This window comes from Microbulbifer maximicatervae (SeqCode), assembly GCF_052466985.1.
Window position 1 is genome coordinate 1,326,194 of record NZ_CP174298.1, and the last position, 23,270, is coordinate 1,349,463.

Consider the following 23,270-nt stretch of genomic DNA (forward strand, 5'->3'; position numbering starts at 1 on the left):
CGACCACCGTACCATTTGGTAAAACTATAAATTCAAGCACCCTGATAGTAGTCGCCATCCTCTGAAGCGTGAGTGCCGCAACGAAGCCTGCGAACCTCTTTATCCCGGTAGCGGCTGTCATGCCAGCATCTAGGAAGTGGCTCACCAGAGAGGAAGCATAAGTCAGTTTTATCGAAGACTTCTGGGTCTTGAATCTCTTCACCCCACAGATAACGGCCTACCACAGTCAGCTCGTAGGGATTCGAAAGTGTGACAATATCAGCCACTTCTACCAAATGCTTGGTGGATATGTCTTTAAAAAGCATAGTGGCACCTTTTTCCTCATTACTAATCCAGTATAGGGCTAAAGATGACATTTCCGCCTAAAACCGCCCTCCTTCTATGGGAGGCTGCACGAATGGGAGTGTCGATGACGGAGTGCGGTTAAGAGGTGATAGGCAGGCCCGAGTTCTATATTCGAGCCTGTCAGTAGGAAGGTTACTAGCCTTCGATCGTCAATCGAGCGGAGACCATACCTTCATCGGCAAGGGCATCCAGATTAATCGTGCGAACAGCCATTTTCTCCTGCATTAGGCGATTCAACCAGGGTTGCAAATCCTGATAACGGACTTCTTCAATCCACAATCGGATGCGGTTTTCACCCTCAGGCTCAAAGCGCTTAATCACAATCTGGTTTTGTTTTGCCGCACCAGTAACGCGCTGCAGAAGAGTTCCAGAAGCACTACCAGCACCACCGCCTGCGGGCTTTATTCGCTCCAGCGTCGGGCGCTGGCCCTCCATCCAGTTAACCAGCTCACGATTTTCTTCCGCTCGCAAGCGAGACTCATCAAAGAAGCCCTTTGCCGGGGAATACAGGCCATAAACTATAAAAATTACGGCTCCGAATATACTCAGCAAACCCAAGGCTCTCTGGTCATTGGGCGGAAGTGCCTGCCATTTCTGGCGCCACTGTTCGATCTGTTCTTTCATTATATTGCTACCACAATCTCTTCTTACGCCTGGCTGCTTTATATAAACCGCTGGCTCTAACGTAAGCGAATACGGCCTGAAACGCCTTTTTTCAACTCGTTCGCACCTAACAGGTCCGCCTTGATCCCGCCGCCAGATAGCTTGCTGACAAATGCATCGAGATCAGACAGGTTTTCTGCCTGAAGCTGCAACACCATTTCTCCACGCTGGCCATCAAAACGAAGGGACTGTAATTTTAATGCTCCCCCTTTGTGAGCAATCCAGACTTTGCTCAACTGTTGCATCTGGGTAGAGAAAGCACCACCCTGATTACCCGCGCCTTTCAGGAAACCTTCAAGCTGTCGGCGCATCTGGGCAGACGGTCGAGTATTCGGGAACAATTCCGTAAACATCGCCCGGGCCTGCTCTTCAGACTGGTTGCCCTTCCACTGATAAAAAGCACCGGCACCAACGAAAAACAGTAGCTGGATAACAAAACAAGCGGCAGCAACTTTAGCCGGGCGTATCCACCAAGCCGCAGCGCTCTTATTACTCGATAACTGATAATCTCCAGTTAGCAAGTTTGTTAGCAGCCCCAGCTTGAACCGTTCAATAAAGACTTCTTCCGCTGAGCGCTGGTTCAGCTGTAAGCCATCGCCAAACTGGGATTCCAACTCAGCAATCAGCAGCCCATCCTGCTCGCCAGCCCCCAGCAGTACTACCTGTTTGTTATCGATCGGCTCGCCGCTTTCAGAATCGTCTTCGCTTTCAGGTTCATCACCTTCATCAACTAATAGCGAACCGAGAAGAGGTTGTAAAAAATCGCGATTAACAGTTAGGCCCTGCCCGACACCTTTCCAGATATGCGCTTGGCCACCATCCAGCCACAGGCGAATGTCACCTTCGATCAAGCTAAGTAATTCATACTCCGGCACTACAGCAGCCAGCGGCCACTGGAGCCGCTCCAACTGGGAGTGAAGCGCTTCTATTTTTTCAACATCAATGGCGTATACGCTGCAGAGATCACCGGTGCGGGGTCTGCAGGCAAAGTGTAAGTCCTCGACATCCTGGGCTAAATGCTCCTCAACCATGTAACCAATGGCACTTGCCTGGCGACGAGCTGCCTTAGGTATAGTTTCGAGGCCGCTCCATACCCAGTTACCAGGCACCATCAGTAGCGCTTTGGCTCCCTCAGGGAGGTTGAGCTGAGGGAATTCAGGCTGCTCTTCGACAGCTTCAAATTCGGGATTAAATGCCTGAGCAAATTCTGAGTCCAGGGCTACTTGTTGCCAATTACCCTCTTGCCACTGATGCAAGCGCAGAGTCAGGTCAGCAGTTTCGCTCAGCCGCAGCAGAACCATAGACGACTGAGGAGGCGCTGGAGGGGCTTTAATCTCGTTAATACTCTTCTTCTTAAACATACAATTTCTAACTATTCACTCTCTTCAGTACTTTCGTAGTCGAGTAGCTCCTGCAACATTTGACCAGAAAAGGTCCGGCGCTGGCGCTGGCGCACCCGAACCGTGCCATCTGTGTTGTTCCGAACCAGGGCGGACTCCCAATACTGCCGGTAATCTCCATCGTCCCCGAGTTGGACAGCAATACGCGCCAGAAAGTGCTGGCTTTGAAAGGTAAAAGGCGCCGAGTTAGCAATGCCATAATCCGCATATTCACTCGAATCACTGATATAGCCGCCCGACTCGCGGAGTTGCACCAACTTGGAAACACTTGCGGAAGGCTCAATCGCCTCGATCAGCTCCTCAGAAGCAGTGTTGATATTTACCAGGGTTCCTGTCTCCGGGAGGGCACAAATGAAAGGTTCCAGTTTCTGCCAGTCCTCCAGCTCCATATCCACTACCGATGACAATTCAGAAGTATCACTGATCATTATGTCCGGTGTTCTGTGGGCGAGTTCCATACCCAAATAGCCGTCATCCTCTGTCCCCGACGTTCGTGGGGTATCGCCATCGTCCACCCAATCTGCAATTGACTTAGCGAGATCTGACTTCCCTGTAGTGTTATTCACCAGGCGCTGAAAGATCTCAAACTGATCGCTATTACTGCTATCGGACAAATTATTCACATTAAAACATGAATGTAAGTCCTTGATATTCATCCGAATTTTTCCGTTATCGGGATTGAATTGTAGAACGGGAAACGCCCAGGGTTCCAAACTGTGATCTACATTTTCGTTAGCATCCTGATCTTCTTCAAAGTCCTCTAACAGAGATACACGCGTCCAGGCTTCTGCGGCTTCGACAAACTCAGCAAGCTGAGTATTGGCAAGCAACGCACCACTACGGGAGATCGAAATTTGATCGCGCATTATAGAGTGAGTTACCGCCGAAATAGCGATCACCATTACCAGCAGCACAACAATCAAAGCAACTCCTGTTTGGCGTGCTATCGGTACCGGTATTACTCTACTCGTCATTGTCTAAGTACCTGGGAGAGCCACTAGGGCGGGTTACTGGTAGAGCCATTAGTCTTCGGCAGGCAAGAGTTGGAATACGCGGCGAACCTCTCCGTACTGCCGGGTGATAATCACAAATTCAATCGCTTTGGGAAGACGTATATCAGCACTGGTCGTGGAGTTGGTATTGCTAACCGGCGGCCACTGGGCAACCCAGGCATCACTCTCTGGGTCCAGGTATTGAAGAGTCAAGCTTTCAACCCCCATGAGAAGGGGTTCGGCAATAGACTCAGAATCTGGGGATCGATCCAGAACCTGCCAACGGCTGCGTAGTAGCAATCCGCCGATATCCTCATCCTCCCCTTCAACACCGATTGTCAAGGAGTCGCTTTCAAGGTCCTCGGAGTAACCAAGGCTATAACTCAAACGCAATAGCTCTCCACGAGGTTCGCCGGTGAGATTAGCTGCACCAAGGCGTGTAAATTCCAATTCATCCTCGTCACCACGCAGAGCGTGCTCATAGCCGCTATAGGCATTCTTAACTGCACGAGCTGTGATCTGCCGAAAATCATTGTCAATGCGATACATCGCCATGGAGAAACGGCGCAGTTGTTCCGCTCTCTGATCTACCACCTCTTCAGTGTCAAAGAAGAGTCCCAATAGTGAGAAGCAACCGACACTGATAATGGCAACGAGAACTAAAACGACAAGGACTTCAACGAGGGTAAAGCCCGACTGACTGGGAAGGCGTACAGGCATACTCGCTATTCCTCCGCCGCCCAGGCATCCAGGGTCAAGGTTGGGTTTTCTGCGTCCAGGTGGCCAACCTCAATAATAATATGGCGCAAGCGCTCATTAGTGGTGGCTTCCACACGGGCCCTCACCTCCCACTCCCTTTGCCCAAGTGTCACCTGATCTGTTTGTTCGCCTATAGGGGGCCAAGGAGTTTGAACACGAACTTGGGAAAGTACCTGCTGGGCGACCCAGTTTGCCGCTAGGCGATCTTCCATCATCCGCTGCTTATGAACACTACCCTGCATTGCCCCCAAAACAGCGATGGCAATGATGCCGAACATAAATAGAGCAACCAATGTCTCAATCAAGGTAAAGCCGCGTTGAGCACCCTTAAAATTCATCGGCCTGCCACTCTAGCTGCAATCCGTTCAGGCTGGTGTAAGAAATAGTCGCACCTCGAACGTCGTCGCCATTCTCAACAAGGTACATGGCAACTTCCACGGGAAGTACCTCTCCACTGGAGAGAGCAACAAATTGCGGAACGACTCGATCTTCATTGGTCTCTTCTGCAAATTCCGTGGATTCTGTCGACGGCAGCTCCGCCTCAGTTATCACTTCAAGGCGAACAATTTCCGGCAATTCATGGGTGGCAAAACGCGCAGCACGCCTCCCCGACGCAACCGAATCTATCGGCAACCAGGTCATTGTTTCTTGCTCAAAATGCACCACGCTATAAGTGCCCTGCTCAAAAACAACGCCGTAATGCATTTTGTCAATCAGGGCTCGATCCGCAACCAACTGCAAAAGGGCCGACAAGCGCTGGGCTTCTTTTTGCCACACGCGCCCGCCGGAATTCCCCATCGATAGAGTCGCCATGCCCGCCAGAGAGGCGATGATGACAATCACTACCAACAGTTCGATCAGCGTAAAGCCACGGCTTCGACCGATGCTATACATCAAGTGCAAATTTCAGGTGTTACAGGTCAGTAACGTAGATATCAGCAGCTTCGCCCTCACCGCCCGCTTTGCCATCGGCACCGAGGGTGAATAGGTCGTAGGCACCGGCACTGCCTGGGCTGATGTACTGATATTCATAGCCCCAGGGATCTTTTGGCGCTTTCTTCAGGTAGGGCTCAGTCCAGTTCTTCGCTTCGGGGAAGCCGGATGGGCGGGATACCAGTGCCATCAGGCCCTGATCAGAGCTGGGGTAGACAAAGTTATCCATGCGGTAAAGGTCTAGTGCAGTCTCGATAGCTTTAAGGTCAACCCTGGCCGCTTTCATTCGAGCTTCGCCGGTCTTGCCAAGAACATTAGGTACAACCAGTGCACCAAGCACCCCGAGAATTACGATCACCACCATAATTTCAATCAGGGTAAAGCCACCACTTTTACGTAGGGTTTTCATTTTTCTCTCCTAGTTCACTCTAACTCTGGGAACCCCAAGGGTCACGATACCCTTCGTGACCCCAATTATTTAAAAGTCACCAAATCAGTAAATTACACGATTCCCCAGCCTAAAGCAGCAACATGCCCAGCAAAACTGCCGCTCCCAGCCCAACAAGAATCTTCGACGCCTCTAGCAGTGTAAAGCCGGCGCTGTTGCGCAAGGATTTCATACCAACCTCCTGAAGCAGCTACGCAATTTCTCTTTGACCTACACCTAATTTGAGCATTAAACAACCAATTCGTTCATGCTCAGAATTGGCATCATAATAGCCATAACGATGAACAACACGATGGCAGCCATTATCAGCAGCATCAGAGGTTCAAAGATGCTCACAAAGGCAGTTACCGCACCCTGCAAATCCTGCTCTTGCGAATCCGCCGCACGCTGAAGCATTTCATCAAGAGTGCCTGAAGATTCACCACTTGCGATCATATAGATCATCATCGGTGGGAAATAGCCTACATCTTCCAGGGCTTTACGAAGGCTCCCGCCCTCGCGCACGCTCTTTTGAGCCGCATCGAGTCGGTCTTTAAGGAAGGTATTGGTCATTACTCCACCGGCGATACCCATGGCTTGAACCAGCGGCACACTGCTGCCCGTAAGAATCGCCAGGGTCCCTACATAGCGAGCACTCTGTGTCCCTCGCATCATCCAGCCAATAATTGGCAGCTCCAGCAAACGGTGGTGGAAACGATACCGAATTGCCGGGCGCCGCAGCATCATCACAGCGCCAAAAATGAGCGCCCCAAGTGCCGGCGGCACCAGCCAGCCCCAGGCAGAAATAAAATCGCTCATGGAGACCAGAATGCGGGTAGCCAGCGGCAAAACCTGCCCGGTGCCGGTAAATACCTCGATAACATCAGGTACCACGTACACCATCAAACCGGTTACAACCAATACACAGATAAATACCAAAACAACTGGGTAGATCAGAGCCAGCTGCACCTTCTGCCGAAATTGCTGCTGCCCTTCCGTGTAGTCACCGAGGCGATCCAGCACCGCATCCAAATGACCAGAGTGCTCCCCTGCTTCAACCGTAGCGCGATAGAGTTTGGGGAATGCCCGTGGAAAACTGCTCAGGGCCAAGGCGAAACTGTGCCCTTCAAGAATTTTGCCCCGAACAGCCAATACCACGCGTTTGATTTTTTGGTTGCGTGTCTGGTTGGCAATGGCCCCTAGGGTTTCTTCCAGGGGAATTCCCGCTCGAAGCAAGGTGGACATCTGACGAGTTAGCAGGGCCAGGTTTTTAACACTCAGCCCAGGGCTACCAGATAGAAAGCTGGCGCCGCCCTTCTCTTCTTTCTCGGTAGCTGCACTGACTTCCAGGGGCACCATGCCTTTCGCGCGCAGTTGCTGCCGCGCAGCGCGCGCGCTATCCGCCTCGAGCGTACCGCGACTCTTGCGGCCGGATGCTGCCAGCGCTGTATACTCAAAAGCTGCCACAATCAGGACTCCTGCGTAACTCGTAGTACTTCCTCAAGGGAGGTCCTACCCGCTAGTACTTTCTCTACGCCATCATCACGGATGCTGGGGCCGAGCTTGCGTGCTTCCGCAACCAACTTGCTCTCTGAAGCGCGATCGTGGATCAATTGGCGCATCACTTCGTTGAGCGGCACCAATTCATAGATACCGATACGACCGACATAGCCACTGTGATTACACTCTTCACAGCCATTAGGTCGATAGATGATGGCTTCCTCTTCAGGCCCGACGCCCAAAACCTCACGCTCGCTACTGTCAGCCACATGAGGTTGCTTGCATTCAGGACACAGAACTCGCACCAGGCGCTGGGCAAGAACACCAATCACGCTGGACGACAGCAGAAAGGGTTCAATTCCCATGTCCACCAGACGGGTTACCGAACCCAAAGCGGTGTTGGTGTGCAGGGTTGAAAGTACCAAGTGTCCGGTCAAACTCGCCTGGATTGCAATCTGCATAGTCTCCAGGTCTCGAATCTCACCGACCATCACTACATCCGGGTCCTGACGCAGGATCGCGCGAAGCCCCCGGGCGAAAGTCATATCAGCTTTGGTATTTACCTGAGTCTGTCCAACCCCTTCCAGGTTGTATTCCACCGGGTCCTCGACCGTCAGAATGTTCTTCTCACGGTTATTGATACTACCGAGGCCAGCGTACAAGGTGGTGGTTTTACCAGAGCCCGTTGGCCCGGTCACCAGGATAATGCCGTGGGGGTGTCCCAACAGGTCTGTCATCACGCGCAAGTCGCGATCTGCCATCCCCAGCTTACTCAGGTCCATTTTGCCCGCTTGCTTATCCAGCAAACGCATTACCACCCGCTCACCCGCCGATGACGGCATGGTAGAGACACGTACATCTACCTCTCGGCCAGCCATCAAAAGGGAGATCCGGCCATCTTGAGGCACGCGTTTCTCGGCGATATCCAGTTTTGCCATTACTTTAATACGGGATACCAGCAATGGAGCCAGAGCGCGCCGGGGTTGCAGTACTTCACGAAGTACACCATCGACCCGGAAGCGCACGACAAGGCGCTTCTCAAAAGTTTCAATATGAATATCCGAGGCGCCCTGCTTCAGCGACTCGGCAAAAATTGCGTTGATCAATTTGACGATAGGTGCATCGTCTTCCTGTTCCAACAAGTCCTCAGTCTCAGGCAGCGAATCGGCGACCGCTGCAAGATCCAGGTCTTCACCCAGGCCTTCGACTTCGGAGAGGTTGCCACCCTCCCTGTTTTCATACAGGCGCTGCAAAGCACCCTGGAAAACATCTTCCTCTACAGCCTCCAAAGATACAGCCGCACCACTGATGCGCTGTACTTCGGCAATCGCTGATGGGCTCAGCGGCGCCACATATTGGCAGAGGGGTTTGCCTTCCTGCTCGGTTAACAGAACCTTGTGACGCTTTGCGAAAGCGTAAGGAAGGCGGCGAATTGTTGGAGTCCCTGTTCCTGTTTCAGCCGTCATTTAGCTTCTTCTACCTCCAACACCTCAACCTCAACATCCACGTCTTCTTCGACTGATTCAATGGCAGCACCATCTATAGAACCATCTACTGGCGCAGGGCTCTCGTTGTAGGTGCCTGTTGGCGGCATCAGGTCAGGTAGTACATCACCGCGGTGCCAATCCCAGATCAGGCTGGTGCGGTCTTTTAGGAATATTTGCTTCTGCTGCATATCCATGTAGCGCTTGCGCGTCTCCTCATAGCCAGCAACCTGACTGCTGAGGATTCTGGGACGCAGGAACACCATCAGATTAGTTTTGCTAACACTCTTCTCAGTGTTTCTGAACAAGCGACCAATGCCGGGAATATCACCGAGGAGAGGCACTTTGGACACGGTTTCATTAACCTGATCTTCCATCAAACCACCCAGTACCAGGATCGCGCCATCATCGATCAATACTTTTGTGCGGATCTCACGCTTGCTGGTAACGATGTCGGACGCACCTTCCGCTGCAGCCGTAGCAGAAGACAAAACGTTTTCAACCTTTTGCTCGATCTCGAGAGTAACCGAGTTGTTGTTATTCACACGGGGAATCACTTTAAGAGTGGTACCCACATCCTCACGCTGGATGGTGGTAAACGGATCATCGTTACTACCAGACAGCAACTGTTCACCGGTAATAAAAGGTACGTTCTGGCCCACCAAAATCTCAGCTTCTTCATTATCCAAAGCCATAATTGTTGGTGTAGAAAGGATATTGGTATTGCTCTCTGACGCTACGGCATTAATCGCAGCACGGATATCACCGCCACTGAGGTAGCCCAGGTGCAATGCGCCAGCTCCCACCAAATCAGTCACAGGAAGTGAAAATGGGTTGGGTTCCCCATCGGAATCCGTACCTAACTGGTTATTCCAGCCGGCAACAGCATTACTGCCGGAACCAGCAATCCAACTAATACCCAGTTCGCTACCTGTACCTTCAACTACCTCTACAATAATTGCCTCAATCAAAACCTGCGCTCTGCGCACGTCCAACCTGGCAATAACACCTTTCATGGTTTCAAGGAGAGCGGGAGGAGCAGTTAACACCAGTGCGTTGAGCGATTCGTTAACTTGAATGCTGACTTCAATATTCGCCGCTTGCTGGTCTTTCTCTGTGTTCTGGATGCTACCGCTCATACCCTCGAGGATAGGCTTCAGATCTGCTGCATTGGCATACTGGATATAAACTACTGCGGTGTTGCCTTCGCCATCCAGCGGTGCATCGAGACGGCCTATTACCGTCTTAATCTGCTGGCGGGTAACAGGGTCTCCGGTCAGGAGAATACTATTGGAGCGTTCATCAACAGAAATACGCAGCGGTTGCACTTCCTTACCCGCTTTGCCTCCACTCGATTGAAGTAGATCGGTAAGAACTTGCTTTACTTCCTTCGCAGAAGCAAACATCAACGGCACCACTTCAATATCAATAGCGCCGGCGCGGTCAAGTTGCTTCACCAGGCGAATAATTTGGTCAATATTCGCAGCGCGGTCAGCAATAATCAGAGTGTTGGTATCAGCATAAGCAGCCAAGTGCCCAGTTTGCGGAATCAGCGGGCGCAACATAGCAATCAGCTGTGAAGCGGAAATATTCTCAACCCTTACCGTGCGAACAACCAGGGATTCCGCAGGAGCTCGAGTGGTCTCATCTGCGACAGGTATCGCCTGCTGCTTGGCCAGCGCATCGGGAACCACTTTCCAGGTTCCGCCCTGTTCCACCAAGCTAAAGCCATTGACTTGAAGCACCGACATAAATACATCAAAGGCTTCATTGTGAGTCATTGGGTCACCGGCAACTACGGTGACCTTACCCTTAACATTCGGGTGGACAATAATATTTTTGCCAGTGAAATCAGCAGCCCAATTGATCAGATCACGAATGTCTGCATTGTCGAGAGAAAGGGTAACCCGCTCCGGGCCCTGAGCCAGCGTTGCAGTACAAACAAAAAAACTCAATCCGACCGCAAGCAGCCGTCGATAAAACATCTTCATCATTATTTATCTGGCTCTAGTAAATGTTCAAAAAATCAAAACAATCTAGGTAGATAGTTTTTATTTAGGCTCACGCTGAGCACGACGCTCGCGGGCCAATTCACGCAGCTGCTCCATTCTCTCCCGAATGTTCTGCTGGTTCTCATCTCTTTGAGCAGTTCTTCTGGAGGAGCTGGAACTTGACGTTCTCTGTCTGGAACTGCTGACGCCTCTCAATGGTACGTTTGGCCTTCCGTCCACTTCTGGGTATGTCAGTTTTTCCATCCTGCCATTACGACGAAGAACCACATGGTCAACCTCAACAGAATAAAGTTCGGCGCCACCCGGAAGCCGATCACCGACATACAAACGCTTGGAGGGTTTACCTTTCTCCGACACCAGAGCACTGGCTTTGGTTTTATTGGAGCTGTCAAAAACACCGGATAAAACAATATTCAGCTGGGTCAGAGGAATATTTTCGAGGTCGACTTCAGGGACTTCTGTAGCCTTTTTAGGTTCAGCACGTCCAAAGAACGGCGTGCTGGGAAGACTGGCAGCGCTGGGGGGAGGAGCACCTCTCGGGCTTTTGCGCTCCGCGAGCAGGGATTCCTGAGGATCGCTTGGGACCAATAGGGAGCCATAGGCAAACAAATTGCCAGACAACCACAACAGGCCAATAGCTGACGCCGCCATAGTGCCACGGGAGAGACCTTTGCTCGACTCGCCCTGGGCAAACTTATTGCCAATTGAGCCAACGGCTCGCGCTAGAGGGGACATGAACATACCCACATACAAGTTCAACTTTCTGAGGTTATTGGTTTTTGACGCCTATTTTCTTGCCTCAGCCCGGGAAAGGCAACGCTCTTTCAAGTTAAACGCCGCAAACCCTCATTTCGTCCCTTAAATTGCACACTAGTTCCGCAGGTTGTCACCAAAAAACGAAAAAAGGCGGCATGACGCCGCCTTTTTCAATGCCCGCTAGTATAGCAATCGGGCATTACAGCTTTGTTTCAAGCTCTGGTACAGCTTCAAACAGGTCAGCTACCAGACCGTAGTCAGCAACAGAGAAGATCGGTGCTTCTTCGTCTTTATTGATGGCTACGATAACTTTGGAGTCTTTCATACCTGCCAAATGCTGGATTGCGCCAGAGATACCAACGGCAATATACAGGTCAGGAGCAACGATCTTACCGGTTTGGCCAACCTGCATATCGTTAGGTACGAAGCCTGCATCCACAGCAGCACGGGAGGCACCAACTGCAGCACCCAGTTTGTCGGCCAACTTGTACAGCATTTCGAAGTTTTCGCCATTCTGCATGCCGCGGCCACCAGAAATGACTACGCTCGCAGCGGTCAGCTCAGGACGATCGGATACAGCCAGCTCTTCGCCGACAAAAGAGGAAACACCAGCGTCATCCGCGATATCTACAGACTCAACCGCTGCACTTCCACCTTCAGCCGCCACGGCGTCAAAGGCAGTGGTACGTACAGAGATTACCTTGATGGCATCGGAGCTCTGTACAGTGGCAATGACGTTACCAGCATAAATCGGGCGCTTGAAAGTATCTGCACTTTCAACAGCGACGATGTCGGAAATCGGCTGGACATCCAGCAGCGCAGCAGCGCGTGGCAGCATGTTCTTGCCGGTAGTAGTGGCTGGAGCCAGGATATGACCGTAGTTTTTACCCAAGTCCGCTACCAGCTTGGCAACGTTCTCAGCCAACTGGTGCTCGTAAGCGGCATTATCTGCCAGCAGTACCTTGGAAACGCCTTCAGCTTTAGCAGCAGCTTCCGCTACAGGGCCGCAGCCAGATCCAGCAACCAATACAGCAACATCACCACCAATAGCCTTGGCAGCAGCGATGGTGTTGAGCGTAGCGCCCTTCAGTTCGGCGTTGTCGTGTTCAGCAATAACCAGAATGCTCATCAGATTACCTTCGCCTCGTTTTTCAGTTTCTCTACCAGTTCAGCAACGTCAGCAACCTTAATGCCTGCTTGACGCTCAGCCGGCGGCTCAACTTTCAGGGTTTTGGTGCGGGGAGTAATATCAACGCCCAGCTCATCCGGGGTCGTGGTATCGAGAGGCTTACGCTTTGCCTTCATGATGTTAGGCAGCGAGGCGTAACGCGGCTCATTCAGGCGCAGGTCAGTAGTAACAATGGCAGGCAGTTTCAGTTCAACAGTCTGCAGGCCGCCGTCAATTTCACGAGTTACCTTAACAGCGTCGCCTTCTACGGCAACTTCAGAGGCGAAGGTACCCTGCCCCATGCCAGTCAAAGCACCCAGCATCTGGCCGGTCTGGTTGTTATCGCCATCGATGGACTGCTTGCCCAGAATTACCATTTGAGGCTCTTCTTTCTCAACAATCGCTTTCAGGCATTTGGCTACTGCCAGAGGCTGCAGCTCAGCATCGGTCTCAACCAGGATACCGCGGTCGGCACCCAGGGCCAGTGCAGTGCGGATTTGCTCTTGGCATTGCTTGGAGCCCATGGAAACGGCGACTATCTCGCTGACAACGCCTTTTTCCTTCAAGCGCACCGCCTCTTCTACTGCGATTTCGCAGAAGGGGTTGATAGACATTTTGACGTTGGCTGTATCAACGTCAGAGCCGTCCGCCTTGGGGCGAACCTTGACGTTGTAGTCAACAACGCGTTTCACAGCTACAAGAACTTTCATGGAAATCCCGTCTCAAATATGCTTTTTAACAGCCGCGACTGATAATTCACGTCGCGAACGGATACGGTGTTCTGGTCAAACAAGTGTTTGAACGGCGTGTATGGTGGCGGTTCTATAGCGCAAAATCAATAGTCAAATGGAAGTCCCTCCTGCCATTCACAAAATCTATTTCCGGGAATAAGAACCACCTATCCACCCCCAGTAAGCCGTTGAAATACAGCGCATTTGCCATAGCAAATGAATAGTCATGCAATTGGTAGGGTTGATTAAACGCCTATATAATCCGCCAGCAATATAAATGATAAGGCCGGATTGGCCGCAAAAAAGTTGAATACAACTGCTGAGGAGAGTGCCGTGGAACGCGAATCAATGGAATACGATGTAGTGATCGTGGGTGCCGGCCCCGCTGGATTGGCCGCGGCCTGTCGTATTCGTCAGCTCAATGAAGACGTCTCTGTATGTGTCGTGGAGAAAGGCTCAGAAGTAGGAGCTCACATCCTATCCGGTGCTGTATTTGAGCCCACCGCCCTTAATGAACTCTTCCCCGACTGGAAAGAACGTGGAGCCCCCCTCAATACTGAGGTAAAAGGCGACGACATCTACGTCCTGCGCAGCGAAGAGAACTCTATAAAAGTCCCCAACATGTTTGTGCCCAGCACCATGCACAACGAGGGCAACTACATTATCAGTCTCGGCAACCTGTGCCGTTGGCTGGCAGAACAAGCCGAAAGCCTGGGAGTGGAAATCTTCCCTGGGTTCGCCGCTGCTGAAATTTTGTACAACGAAGATGGCTCTGTAAAAGGTATCGCTACTGGCGATATGGGCATCGGCATGAACGGAGAGCAAAAAGACTCTTACATGCCGGGCATGGAGCTGCATGCCAAATACACTCTCTTCGCTGAAGGTTGTCGCGGTCACCTGGGCAAGCAGCTGATCGAACGCTTTAAGCTAGACGAAGATGCCGACCCACAACACTACGGCATCGGTATTAAAGAGATTTGGAAAGTCCCTGCGGACAAACACCAGCAAGGCCTGGTTGTTCACACTGCTGGCTGGCCGCTGGAACAAAGCTCCACCCACGGTGGCGGCTTCCTTTACCACCTCGAAGACAACCAGGTTGTTGTCGGCTTGATTACTGACCTCGCCTATAGCAACCCCCATGTGAGTCCATTTGACGAGTTCCAGCGCTATAAACACCATCCGGTAATCAAGCAGTACCTGGAAGGTGGCGAGCGCGTCGCCTACGGTGCCCGCGCCATAGTAAAAGGTGGCCTTCAATCCCAGCCGAAAATGACTTTCCCTGGCGGCCTGCTGATCGGTGATAACGCCGGCACCCTGAACTTTGCCAAGATCAAGGGCAATCACACCGCGATGAAATCCGGCATGATCGCGGCTGAGTCTGTAGTTGAAGCCCTCGCCGCTGAGCGCAATAGCGAAGAGCTGACCGACTACACCACCAAGTATCGCGATAGCTGGGCCTGGAAAGAGCTGCACATGCAGCGCAACTTCGGCCCTGCCCAGCACAAATGGGGCAACATTCTGGGATCTGCCTATGCATTTGTGGATATCAATATCTTTAAAGGCAAGCTTCCCTGGACCCTGCGCGACACCAAGGCTGATCACGCCCAGCTCAAGCCTGCTGCTGACTGCGCAAAGATTGACTATCCGAAGCCCGACGGCGTACTCAGTTTTGACAAGCTATCTTCCGTGTTTATTTCCAATACTAACCATGAAGAAGACCAGCCTTGCCACCTGACCCTGAAGGACCCAGAAGTTCCGCTGAGTCACAACCTGCCGATTTACGATGAACCCGCGCAGCGCTACTGCCCTGCCGGTGTTTATGAGGTTATTGAAGACGCCAACGGTAAGCGCTTCCAGATCAACGCTCAAAACTGCGTACACTGTAAGACCTGTGACATTAAGGACCCAACCCAAAATATTGTCTGGGTAACCCCTGAAGGTGCCGGCGGCCCCAATTATCCAAATATGTAATTGGGTCTACTCATAAAAAAATGGCGCCGATGGCGCCATTTTTTTATGTGAGAAAGTTAATCTCGCAATATCCCTAAAGAGAGTAAAGTAGGTACCGTATAACCCCAGGCAGTATTTGAACAACCACTCACCCAAACGGCCACTCTTTTGTCAGCAACTAGTGCAGTCATAGCAACACTTAACTTTTGATCTGCATCAACCGCATCAGCCTGTATTACTATTCTATCAGACCTTTCGCAACCATCTGGATTGAGAAAGTCATCTGAATACGCCTCAAAAGCGATCTGATCATCACCCACTAAACGGACCGACTCTAACTTTCTTGTCCCACCATCACCAATGGCCCAAGCATTTGAAACAGCACTCAACAACAAAAAGAAGCCTATAGCTACCCGCTTAGCTCTATCAATATTTTTAAAATCCATGAATAAACCCTCTCCCTAAAACCTATAGTGTATTTAAAAAAACGCCAAGCAGTAGAAGTGTACCGCCTGATACTCAGGATTAGCAAAGAGCGGCTATATACTATGAAGTGAATCAACTGCTCTTCATTGAGATGCCCCTGTTAGCGATATTATATCCATATCAAAAGCCATGCGAAGATAGCAATTTACGATGGGCCACCTCATCGCTTTAACATGTCACATAGAAACCTAGACGTTAGACAGCAGCAAATCTGCTCAAGAATACTAAAATGGGTAGACACACCAATGCGCGCCTACCCTCACTGATCTTTAGAACTTATACTGCGCGCTCAATGCGAAAGTCTGCCCAACCTCCTCTTCAAAAACGGTGACACCCTGTCTCTCAATTTCAATGACTTCACCCAAAAGGTTCTGCACTTTCGCCTTCACCGTCACCTCATCAGTTGGATACCAGAAGTAAGTCAAATCCAGAGAGTGGAATGGCTGCTCAAATGAATCGGGATGAGGGTCTCGCCCCGCTTTGTAAAGGCGCTCACCAAATACGTTGTAAACCAAGCTGGCAGAATGGTTCCCGTCCGGGCTATCAAAGCCGAGTAGCATATTAACCACATAATCAGATGCCCCTGTCATTTCGCGGACTGCATTAGTCGGTGCATCAGCCTCATCACCGGCAACAATTTCCGAGTCTTGAAGCGTAATATTGCCCTGCAGGAAGAAGCTATCCATTGGGTCAGAGATAAAGCCAAGGCTTTTCATACCCTCTATTTCTATACCGGTAATCTCACCAGACTCAGCATTTATAATCTCTCGCGCAATATTGTCATCACTTGAGGCAGCTTCAAAAAACTCAATAGGATTAACAATATCCTTATAGAAAGCCGAAATAGTCAGGCTATCGCCGCTATCAAAAAACCACTCTGCACGAATATCGTAGTTGTCGATCTCCGACGGCCGAACATTGGAATTCCCCCTGATCTGATCATCAGTGTGCGGATCTATATAAATAGCGTCGGTAATTTCACGCAAGTCGGGCCGAACAGCGGTCTTGGATGCACCGAATCTCAACTGGAATGTCTCCGCCCAAAATGACCCCATATAGGTCAAGGATAATGAAGGATAAATATCATCATCCGTATATACCGCTTCAGCCAACTCCTCGGGGTCATTCGTAATCTGTGGTTCACTTTGTGAGAAACTATAGGGGTTCCACTCTAAAGCAGCTTGACTATAGTCCTCCCATCGGGCCCCAGCTGAAATACGCCAGGTTTCCTCAAGAGTCCAATCGAATTTACCGTAGACCGCATCTGTCGAAGTAGCGGCCAAATAACTTTGCTTGTTACTACCAGACTTGGCAAAAACAAAATTATTCTCATCATCGGTAATATTGGTATCACTGAACACATCACCCAGAGGGCCATCAAGAATTGCGCTATCAGCAACACTGAAGATATCCAATCCGAACTCAGTTTGCTTATAGGAGCGACCTTTCTCAATCCGAGCAAATCCTCCACTCAACTCCAGCGTGGACGAGGAAAATTCAACAGGCAATGTTGCAGACCAACCGTAGTTTCGAACCTCATCCTCCAGCTCAGTAAATCGGAAGCTAGCGCTCCGCGAAGCAATATCCACTGTTGAACTGAGAACTTCACCTGTTTCCGGATCGGTTTCGGTACTCGCAATAACCTCAACCTGATTGGGAATGTCAGTCATCGCTGTCGCATCGGAATAAAACCAGTCAACCACCAATTCCTCAGGAATCCAGCTTAACAAACCAACAGGCAGCAGCCCCTTAGTTTCCGGGCCAAGGGAATGGCTCCCTTTTAGCTGGTGAAGCTCCAACTCCCGTTCTTCATATTTCAGTTCGTAGTTTCTAAATCCAGTGCCGTCAGATAACAAGCGGTTTGAATTAAAATAGTCGCGGATAGAGGTTTCATCATCCGTATTCCTTAAGAACAAGCTGGTACTTTCAACCACATGTTCATCCGAAAAACGCAAGCCCAGGTTTAAGTTTCCACTGATATCCACGGAGTAAGTAGACTCATCTCGATGATCAATCTGCTCTTCCGGATTACCGTAATCACGAATAATTCGCTCACCTTCCCTCCACTTACTCTTGTAAGAGCCTCCAGCCAGAAAACCAAGCTCCCAATCATCCCCAAAGTAGAAGCGGTTCCCCACGCTAGCCTTATAATCTTGATCGGGATCAGTAGACGCCTTTGTGATTGAAATATCACGGTTCAAGCCCAGGGCCAATTCCCTGTTTATTGCTTGCGCCGCTTCATATGCCTCCTGATTACTGGAATACTCATTACCTTCAGCAATCAGGGTGTCACGAATACCTGCAACCGTCAGATCTCCTTTAAAGCGTTGCAGGGCTGCAGAAATTTCCCCAGACATAGCCCGGGTTCCATCATCGGTGCCCCAAATATCATCATCTCCACCGCTATAGCTGAGCGCATCCCCACTAACTTCACTGTTGCTACCTGTACCAATTTCGACAGAGTAAGTCAGATCATCAGGTATCCCCTTAGTTCGGATGTCAACATTGCCACCACCAAACGAGGCAGACTTATCTACCGAGTAGCTCTTCTGTACCGCCAGCGATTCCACGATAGAGGTTGGGAATAGATCTAGCGGGATGACATTTCTGGTCAGATCCGGGGATGGCACCGTCGAACCATTGAGAGTTGTACTTGAATATCGCTCACCCAAGCCCCTTACGTAAACGAACTTGTCACTTATCAGGGATAATCCAGATACTCGTCGCAGCGCTGCGGCTACGGTAGAGTCCCCCACCCTGCTGATCATCTCAGCCCCGAGGATATCCGTAACTACCTCCTCCTCCAGGCGCTCGCTAATTAGGACTTCAGCTGAGTCTCTAAGGCGCCCATGGACAATAACCTCTTCAACTTCAGGTGTAGAGTTTTCAACCAGCTCTGCATCTTGTGCAGACGCAACGGAAGCAAATGTCGAGCCCGCAGCTATCGCTAAAACAAGCGGCGCCCTTTGAAATTTTTCATACTTAGCCATCGAACCGGCCTCTTTTCGTTCCAAAGAATCGCGGTCTGAAATCAAAGAAGGCGCCGACTCCATCAGCGAAGGCGGCGCCTTAAATGATCGGGAGCTGTATCCCAGACCGCTACCTCAAGCTATTACTCAAACCACAGAGGTTGAGCGCGGTCACCTTGATGCAGGCCATAGGTCCAACCTTTAGTCCAGTCGGTACCATCCTGCTCAAGCGCTCCCAAATAGGCGCGACCCAACTCGGCAGAAACTGTCGGTGCAATGCCATCGATCATTTGAGCAGATTCGTCAACGGTAAACATCGCAGGAGAGCCGCCGAGCAAAACAAAGTCTGTATCGGCGTCAGAGGTTGGGTTAACTTCACCGGAGATGGTGGCAAATTGATTGCCACTATCTACAGCCCAAGTCTCCACATCAAAACTATCTTCATCAGTTTTAGTTCGATCTTCACAAGCAAAAATATTAGAAGTCAGGGCCACCTCGGTGCCTGCAGACGCTTCATCCCGAGTCTGAGAGCTCTCAACACGTAGGCAGTAGTTATCCCCAGCCACTCCGGTCTCATCAGCGAAGAAGGAAGCAACAATTATGGAGTTGGTGATCATCGGGTAAATTCCCTCACGCAGACGCCAACCAGCGCCCGGATCATGGGTACCCTCTTCTTGAGCGGAAATAATGCAGGTCAGACCGTCAATTACCGGGCGACTATTTAGCCCCTGGCCAATCAACGAAGAATAGTCAGTAGCATCGCTGTAGGACCCAATTCCATCGGCCTCAATACAGTGATTGCCGTCGGTCTCACTTTGAATCACCAACGCATTGGTAATGCTTCCGCGATAACCTTCATCGATATCAATGGAGTCATCACGAACATACAGCGCAACATAGTTTTCTACATCTACGGCACCGCCGAAGAATTCGATACCGTCATCATAAGTGGAGTAAGTTTGAAGGTTGCGAATGGTTGTTCCATTACCCACGGCGTCAAATGCAATTCCGTTCAACTCGTCACCACTGGCAACTTCAGCACCCGTGTGCTTTACAACAACATAAGAAAGCTCGCCAGAGCTGTCGGCATTATTGTCTCCACCGTAATAGGAGGTGTTGTCATCGGTGGAACCTTCAGCAGCTACGTGACACTCACCAGCAAGGGCTAGATTGCCGACATCAATAGAGCCTGTGTACTGACACTTATTGGTTACGCCAAAGCCATTTATAACCATCCCCCCCCACTGTGAAACCTCTTCGGGACCTACAGTGCCGAGGACATCAGTCTCTGAGGTGAAAGTGATTGGTGAAGTTTCAGTACCGCGAGCGAATACTTGTGATCCACGGTTTACAACCATAAATGCTGAATTATCTTTAAAGGCGATAGTAGCACCCGCTTGAATTTCTAGCTTAACGCCATCACCGCCCTCAGAAATCCCTGCTGCAGTCAGGTCAGAGTCGCTGGAATAACTTTCACCAACAAACAGACTGCCACTAAAGATATGAGCCCCATCGTTATCCAGCGCAGCCAAATACAAATCTTCAGTCAAGGGGTTTGCTGCAGAAACAAAGTCAGCAGTGTAATAGCAGTTACTATCGCTATATTCACCTTGTACACTAGAACTTTCTATAGTTGCACATGGATTCTCATCCGAAGAATCACCACCTGGATTGGTGATAGAATTGTCCACCGAGTTATCTACTGTTTCCGGCTCGATACTCACACCGCCACCGTCACAACCAGCTAATAGCGCAGCAATCGCAGCTGCCAGCAAGAGCTTATTCTGTACTCGCTTCATGTTTCCCCCTATAGGAATTTCAATCCAAAACTTTAATTGCTTCAACTCCGCCATTTTTAAAAAAATAAATGGCAGCAACCAAGCAAATAAAAACTATATTTTTTGTTTCGCCGTAGCGATTTGGACGGAGGGGAGTTTAGAAATGCACTGTTGCGGATTTGTTACTTATTTAGATATTTCCGTAAATTATCGAATTAATATTTTATTTCTTTCAGAACAAATACATTTATATTTCCATAAGATTTCAAACACTATTTTTTTAATAGAAATGAAATACACCAACACCATAGATAAATAGTATAGATATGTATATTCCCGGGCTATTTTCCGGATTCAAGCAAGCACCGGCACAATCAAGTATAAATTCCATAGTGGTAATCAAAATACAGGAGCGATAGTGGCATCCACTAAATAGTTTGATACTAAAGATTTTAATAAGGAAAGTTCGTCGAGAGAGTAAAGTTAGATGCTATAGAGTCAAGCAAATACTTTCTAAGCTCGAACAGTGAAGAGCAAGGCTATGAATTAAAGCCCCAGCTACAAATCAGCGCTGAGGCGCGAGGAATCCGCCAGCAGGAACCGGGAGCTATCTAATTGCAAGAACCCAGCAGGAAATCTCTTCCGTCACTTTGCACAAAAAGCTTATCGGTATCGCGCCCCCCTTCAAGCGCCCAGTCTACCAACTGGTAAAAAACATCACGGGAAACGCGAGCCTGTAACCCCCCTCGAATCTCCAGGTAGGGGATTGGCTGCGGCGGAGCACCAAAGTCTCTCAGTTGCCACTGCCCCTCTTCCGACAGCTCAACAACGTCGCCCACATTTGTGGTGAAAAGTAGCTGTTGATGAGTAATTCCGGGGTTGCGGGCCACCTGAGTGATCACAAATGGAACATCCTCCACTGTGATTCGCAGCTTTTCGACAGGGGTGACAAGGAAGTACTCATCCCCCTCACGTTTCAAAATGCTGGCAAACAGTTTCACAAGAGGGTGACGACGAATCTCTGTTCCCTCGTGGATCCAACGGCCATCAGATTTGATGACCATATCCATATCCCCACAAAGCTCTGGGTTCCACCTTTCTACAGGTGGATGCCCATGAAATTCAGCCTGTAATTTTTGCAGCTGCTGGAACAGGGGCTCAGCCAAGGGCGGACCCCGCAGAATCGCTGTGATGGCTTGTTTGGCTTCCCTCTGGCGTTTTGCGAGAGGACATATCACCGATATGCACACCCACATCCATAATAAACTCCATCAAACCTTCCCTGTCCTCTATTACATTGGCAAAAGACTTGGAGTGATAAAGCTCTACCGCCCCTTGCACAAGCGCCCAGTATGTTGAGTAATAGAAGTATGCAGGAACGTTCTTCAGCATGCCCTGCTCCATACGGCGCTCAAAGACCCGATTGAGAGAGGTGGCATTGGAATTACGAATATTGTGGAGCTCCGCAATCATTTCTGGAGCCAGGTTCAACGCGATAATCTTCTCCTCCAGGCGCTGGAAGAGTCTATCTTTGCCAGGATCGGCCATACGAGATTCAAAATAGGCGCGGGCTGGAGCGGTGATATCACCTTGCTCGGCCAGGGCTACAGCGGTCTTGAGACGTTCAGCGAGGGATTTTTCATAATCCATCAGCAAACGCATGTAGATTTCTGTCTTGGAAATGAAGTGCTTGTAAATCGTGCCCTTACCGATATCCACACGCTCGGCAATCTGTTCGACCGTGACTTTCTCTTCACCGTGCTCCAACAGAAGCTCCAGAGCCGCATCCAGGATACGCTGCTCCCGCGCGCGGAACCGCTGAACCTTCTCTTTTGCCTTATCCATACTTCCGACCTTCTTTGCCCGTAAAAATGGGGACTGAAATTGACTATTCATTCATGAATGATAGGCAATTCAAGTCGGTTGGAAAAGTAAATCGGGGAATTAGACTGCCTAATATTAAAAATATTAGGCCATTTTGCTCAAAATTTACTCAAAATGAGCCAATTTTAAGCTGAGAGCAGACCTTTTATTTTAGCATGTGGTGACGCTTGGCGAGCCCAAGCATTGCACATAACACATAAAATTCGACGATTGAGTGATTGCGGGGTAGTCCATTACCCCAATACTTCCGAATGAAATCAAGAACTACACCAGAACACAAGAAGCCACTATTAAACGGACTTCAGCTTTAGCTCCAACAGAGGCGCGACTACATCGTTGTCCTGCGTGCGTATCCAGAGCATTTCCTCCTCTGAGTAGAGCTCTGCAACAATCGCATTAGCTAATTCACAATCATGAGAAATCAAATGCTGCGCCAACCACTCTGCAGCAAAAGTACGTTTTTTGCCGAGCGTACCCTGTGAACGCTTGTACAGGTTTTTTACTGCCTTGCGCGCATACTCTACTGAGGCGATTCCCGGAGTCGCTTCAACCATCTTGCGATGCAACTTTTTGCTTTTCTGTTCGATGATATAAGGAAGCACTTGGCCAGAAACATAGTCGTGGGCGACCGATCCTTTACAAGGACAGCTATACGACTTCCTGTTTTCGTAGATTTTTTTCAGAGCATTGAGGTGATTATTGGTCTTGTATGCGGATCGGGCCGCCAAACCAGCGTAACCAATGGACAATGCTGTTCCAGCAACAACCAAACCAATACCCGTCGCAGAAGTCGCAGCCGCTGCACCGGTAGCCAGGCCGGTTAGTGTGGCACCTGTAGCCGTCTGTGCACCCCACACCCCATAATAAGCAGCGGAGCCAACCCCTCCAGCCACAGCCTTTGCGGTACGGTGCCGACTGACAACCTTGCCGAAATTCAGTGGTGGACGTATATCAATATTGTTGTGTGGCACCTGTGGTATCTCCTACTTCTCTTATTCAATCTTTGTTGGATAGCTGCAAACGAATTAGTCCA

General features: G+C 50.1%; 21 protein-coding genes. 1 reads left to right on the top strand and 20 read right to left on the bottom strand.

Annotated elements, in window-relative coordinates; genetic code table 11:
* Nucleotides 1-32: 32 nt before the first annotated feature.
* From ACJJI3_RS05830 to ACJJI3_RS05895, 14 genes are all read right to left on the bottom strand, one after another.
* Entirely contained in the window at nucleotides 33-305 is a 273-nt protein-coding gene (locus tag ACJJI3_RS05830) for an acetyltransferase (RefSeq protein ID WP_282932716.1), read from the bottom strand.
* A gap of 175 nt (nucleotides 306-480) precedes the next feature.
* Nucleotides 481-969: a type II secretion system protein M gene (locus ACJJI3_RS05835; RefSeq protein WP_444897209.1), complete on the bottom strand. Its 489-nt coding sequence runs from the start codon at nucleotides 967-969 to the stop codon at nucleotides 481-483.
* 56 nt (nucleotides 970-1,025) lie between these two features.
* Nucleotides 1,026-2,369 carry a type II secretion system protein GspL gene (gene gspL / locus ACJJI3_RS05840; RefSeq protein ID WP_444941825.1) on the bottom strand — a complete coding sequence of 448 codons (1,344 nt, stop codon included), beginning with the start codon at nucleotides 2,367-2,369 and terminating at the stop codon, nucleotides 1,026-1,028.
* An 11-nt stretch (nucleotides 2,370-2,380) separates the two neighbouring features.
* The gene (gene gspK, locus ACJJI3_RS05845) at nucleotides 2,381-3,382 is read right to left on the bottom strand and encodes a type II secretion system minor pseudopilin GspK (protein ID WP_444941826.1); all 1,002 of its coding nucleotides are present in this window, start codon (nucleotides 3,380-3,382) and stop codon (nucleotides 2,381-2,383) included.
* 48 nt (nucleotides 3,383-3,430) lie between these two features.
* Nucleotides 3,431-4,120: a type II secretion system minor pseudopilin GspJ gene (gene gspJ / locus ACJJI3_RS05850; protein WP_444912991.1), complete on the bottom strand. Its 690-nt coding sequence runs from the start codon at nucleotides 4,118-4,120 to the stop codon at nucleotides 3,431-3,433.
* A gap of 5 nt (nucleotides 4,121-4,125) precedes the next feature.
* Nucleotides 4,126-4,497, bottom strand: a complete 372-nt coding sequence (gspI, locus tag ACJJI3_RS05855) for a type II secretion system minor pseudopilin GspI (protein ID WP_413665696.1) — start codon at nucleotides 4,495-4,497, stop codon at nucleotides 4,126-4,128.
* Nucleotides 4,487-5,053, bottom strand: coding sequence for a type II secretion system minor pseudopilin GspH (gene gspH / locus ACJJI3_RS05860; protein ID WP_413665863.1), 567 nt, complete (start codon nucleotides 5,051-5,053; stop codon nucleotides 4,487-4,489). The genes gspI and gspH overlap by 11 nt, the downstream gene beginning before the upstream one ends.
* Before the next feature lie 19 nt (nucleotides 5,054-5,072).
* On the bottom strand, nucleotides 5,073-5,501 hold the full coding sequence (gene gspG, locus ACJJI3_RS05865; RefSeq protein WP_282932708.1) for a type II secretion system major pseudopilin GspG: 429 nt from the start codon (nucleotides 5,499-5,501) through the stop codon (nucleotides 5,073-5,075).
* A 267-nt stretch (nucleotides 5,502-5,768) separates the two neighbouring features.
* A complete protein-coding gene (gene gspF, locus ACJJI3_RS05870; protein WP_413665695.1) occupies nucleotides 5,769-6,986 on the bottom strand; it encodes a type II secretion system inner membrane protein GspF in 1,218 nt (405 codons plus the stop codon).
* Between the two features lie 2 nt (nucleotides 6,987-6,988).
* Complete coding sequence (gene gspE, locus ACJJI3_RS05875) at nucleotides 6,989-8,485, bottom strand: type II secretion system ATPase GspE (protein ID WP_444941827.1); 1,497 nt, start codon at nucleotides 8,483-8,485, stop codon at nucleotides 6,989-6,991.
* Nucleotides 8,482-10,497: a type II secretion system secretin GspD gene (gene gspD, locus ACJJI3_RS05880; protein ID WP_413665693.1), complete on the bottom strand. Its 2,016-nt coding sequence runs from the start codon at nucleotides 10,495-10,497 to the stop codon at nucleotides 8,482-8,484. The genes gspE and gspD overlap by 4 nt, the downstream gene beginning before the upstream one ends.
* Nucleotides 10,498-10,554: 57 nt before the next feature.
* Nucleotides 10,555-11,250 (bottom strand): type II secretion system protein N, encoded by a 696-nt coding sequence (locus ACJJI3_RS05885; protein WP_413665692.1) that lies wholly within the window; start codon nucleotides 11,248-11,250, stop codon nucleotides 10,555-10,557.
* 220 nt (nucleotides 11,251-11,470) lie between these two features.
* Nucleotides 11,471-12,400: an electron transfer flavoprotein subunit alpha/FixB family protein gene (locus ACJJI3_RS05890; RefSeq protein ID WP_444941828.1), complete on the bottom strand. Its 930-nt coding sequence runs from the start codon at nucleotides 12,398-12,400 to the stop codon at nucleotides 11,471-11,473.
* Complete coding sequence (locus ACJJI3_RS05895) at nucleotides 12,400-13,149, bottom strand: electron transfer flavoprotein subunit beta/FixA family protein (RefSeq protein ID WP_282932702.1); 750 nt, start codon at nucleotides 13,147-13,149, stop codon at nucleotides 12,400-12,402. Before ACJJI3_RS05895 ends, ACJJI3_RS05890 begins: the two co-directional genes overlap by 1 nt.
* Nucleotides 13,150-13,503: 354 nt before the next feature.
* Between ACJJI3_RS05895 and ACJJI3_RS05900 the strand changes: the two genes are divergently transcribed.
* Nucleotides 13,504-15,141, top strand: coding sequence for an electron transfer flavoprotein-ubiquinone oxidoreductase (locus tag ACJJI3_RS05900; protein WP_444941829.1), 1,638 nt, complete (start codon nucleotides 13,504-13,506; stop codon nucleotides 15,139-15,141).
* A gap of 56 nt (nucleotides 15,142-15,197) precedes the next feature.
* Here ACJJI3_RS05900 and ACJJI3_RS05905 read toward each other — a convergent pair whose 3' ends face one another.
* The 6 genes from ACJJI3_RS05905 to ACJJI3_RS05930 all read right to left on the bottom strand — a co-directional run bounded on the left by ACJJI3_RS05905 (nucleotide 15,198) and on the right by ACJJI3_RS05930 (nucleotide 23,208).
* Nucleotides 15,198-15,566: a hypothetical protein gene (locus ACJJI3_RS05905; RefSeq protein WP_444897200.1), complete on the bottom strand. Its 369-nt coding sequence runs from the start codon at nucleotides 15,564-15,566 to the stop codon at nucleotides 15,198-15,200.
* Between the two features lie 309 nt (nucleotides 15,567-15,875).
* Nucleotides 15,876-18,596, bottom strand: coding sequence for a TonB-dependent receptor domain-containing protein (locus ACJJI3_RS05910; RefSeq protein ID WP_444941830.1), 2,721 nt, complete (start codon nucleotides 18,594-18,596; stop codon nucleotides 15,876-15,878).
* Nucleotides 18,597-18,718: 122 nt separating this feature from the next.
* Entirely contained in the window at nucleotides 18,719-20,374 is a 1,656-nt protein-coding gene (locus tag ACJJI3_RS05915; protein WP_444941831.1) for a beta-helix domain-containing protein, read from the bottom strand.
* Nucleotides 20,375-20,964: 590 nt separating this feature from the next.
* The gene (locus ACJJI3_RS05920; protein ID WP_444941832.1) at nucleotides 20,965-21,519 is read right to left on the bottom strand and encodes a DUF1285 domain-containing protein; all 555 of its coding nucleotides are present in this window, start codon (nucleotides 21,517-21,519) and stop codon (nucleotides 20,965-20,967) included.
* The gene (locus ACJJI3_RS05925; RefSeq protein WP_282932697.1) at nucleotides 21,512-22,198 is read right to left on the bottom strand and encodes a TetR/AcrR family transcriptional regulator; all 687 of its coding nucleotides are present in this window, start codon (nucleotides 22,196-22,198) and stop codon (nucleotides 21,512-21,514) included. The genes ACJJI3_RS05920 and ACJJI3_RS05925 overlap by 8 nt, the downstream gene beginning before the upstream one ends.
* Nucleotides 22,199-22,527: 329 nt before the next feature.
* Nucleotides 22,528-23,208 carry a hypothetical protein gene (locus tag ACJJI3_RS05930; protein ID WP_413665686.1) on the bottom strand — a complete coding sequence of 227 codons (681 nt, stop codon included), beginning with the start codon at nucleotides 23,206-23,208 and terminating at the stop codon, nucleotides 22,528-22,530.
* Nucleotides 23,209-23,270 lie beyond the last annotated feature (62 nt).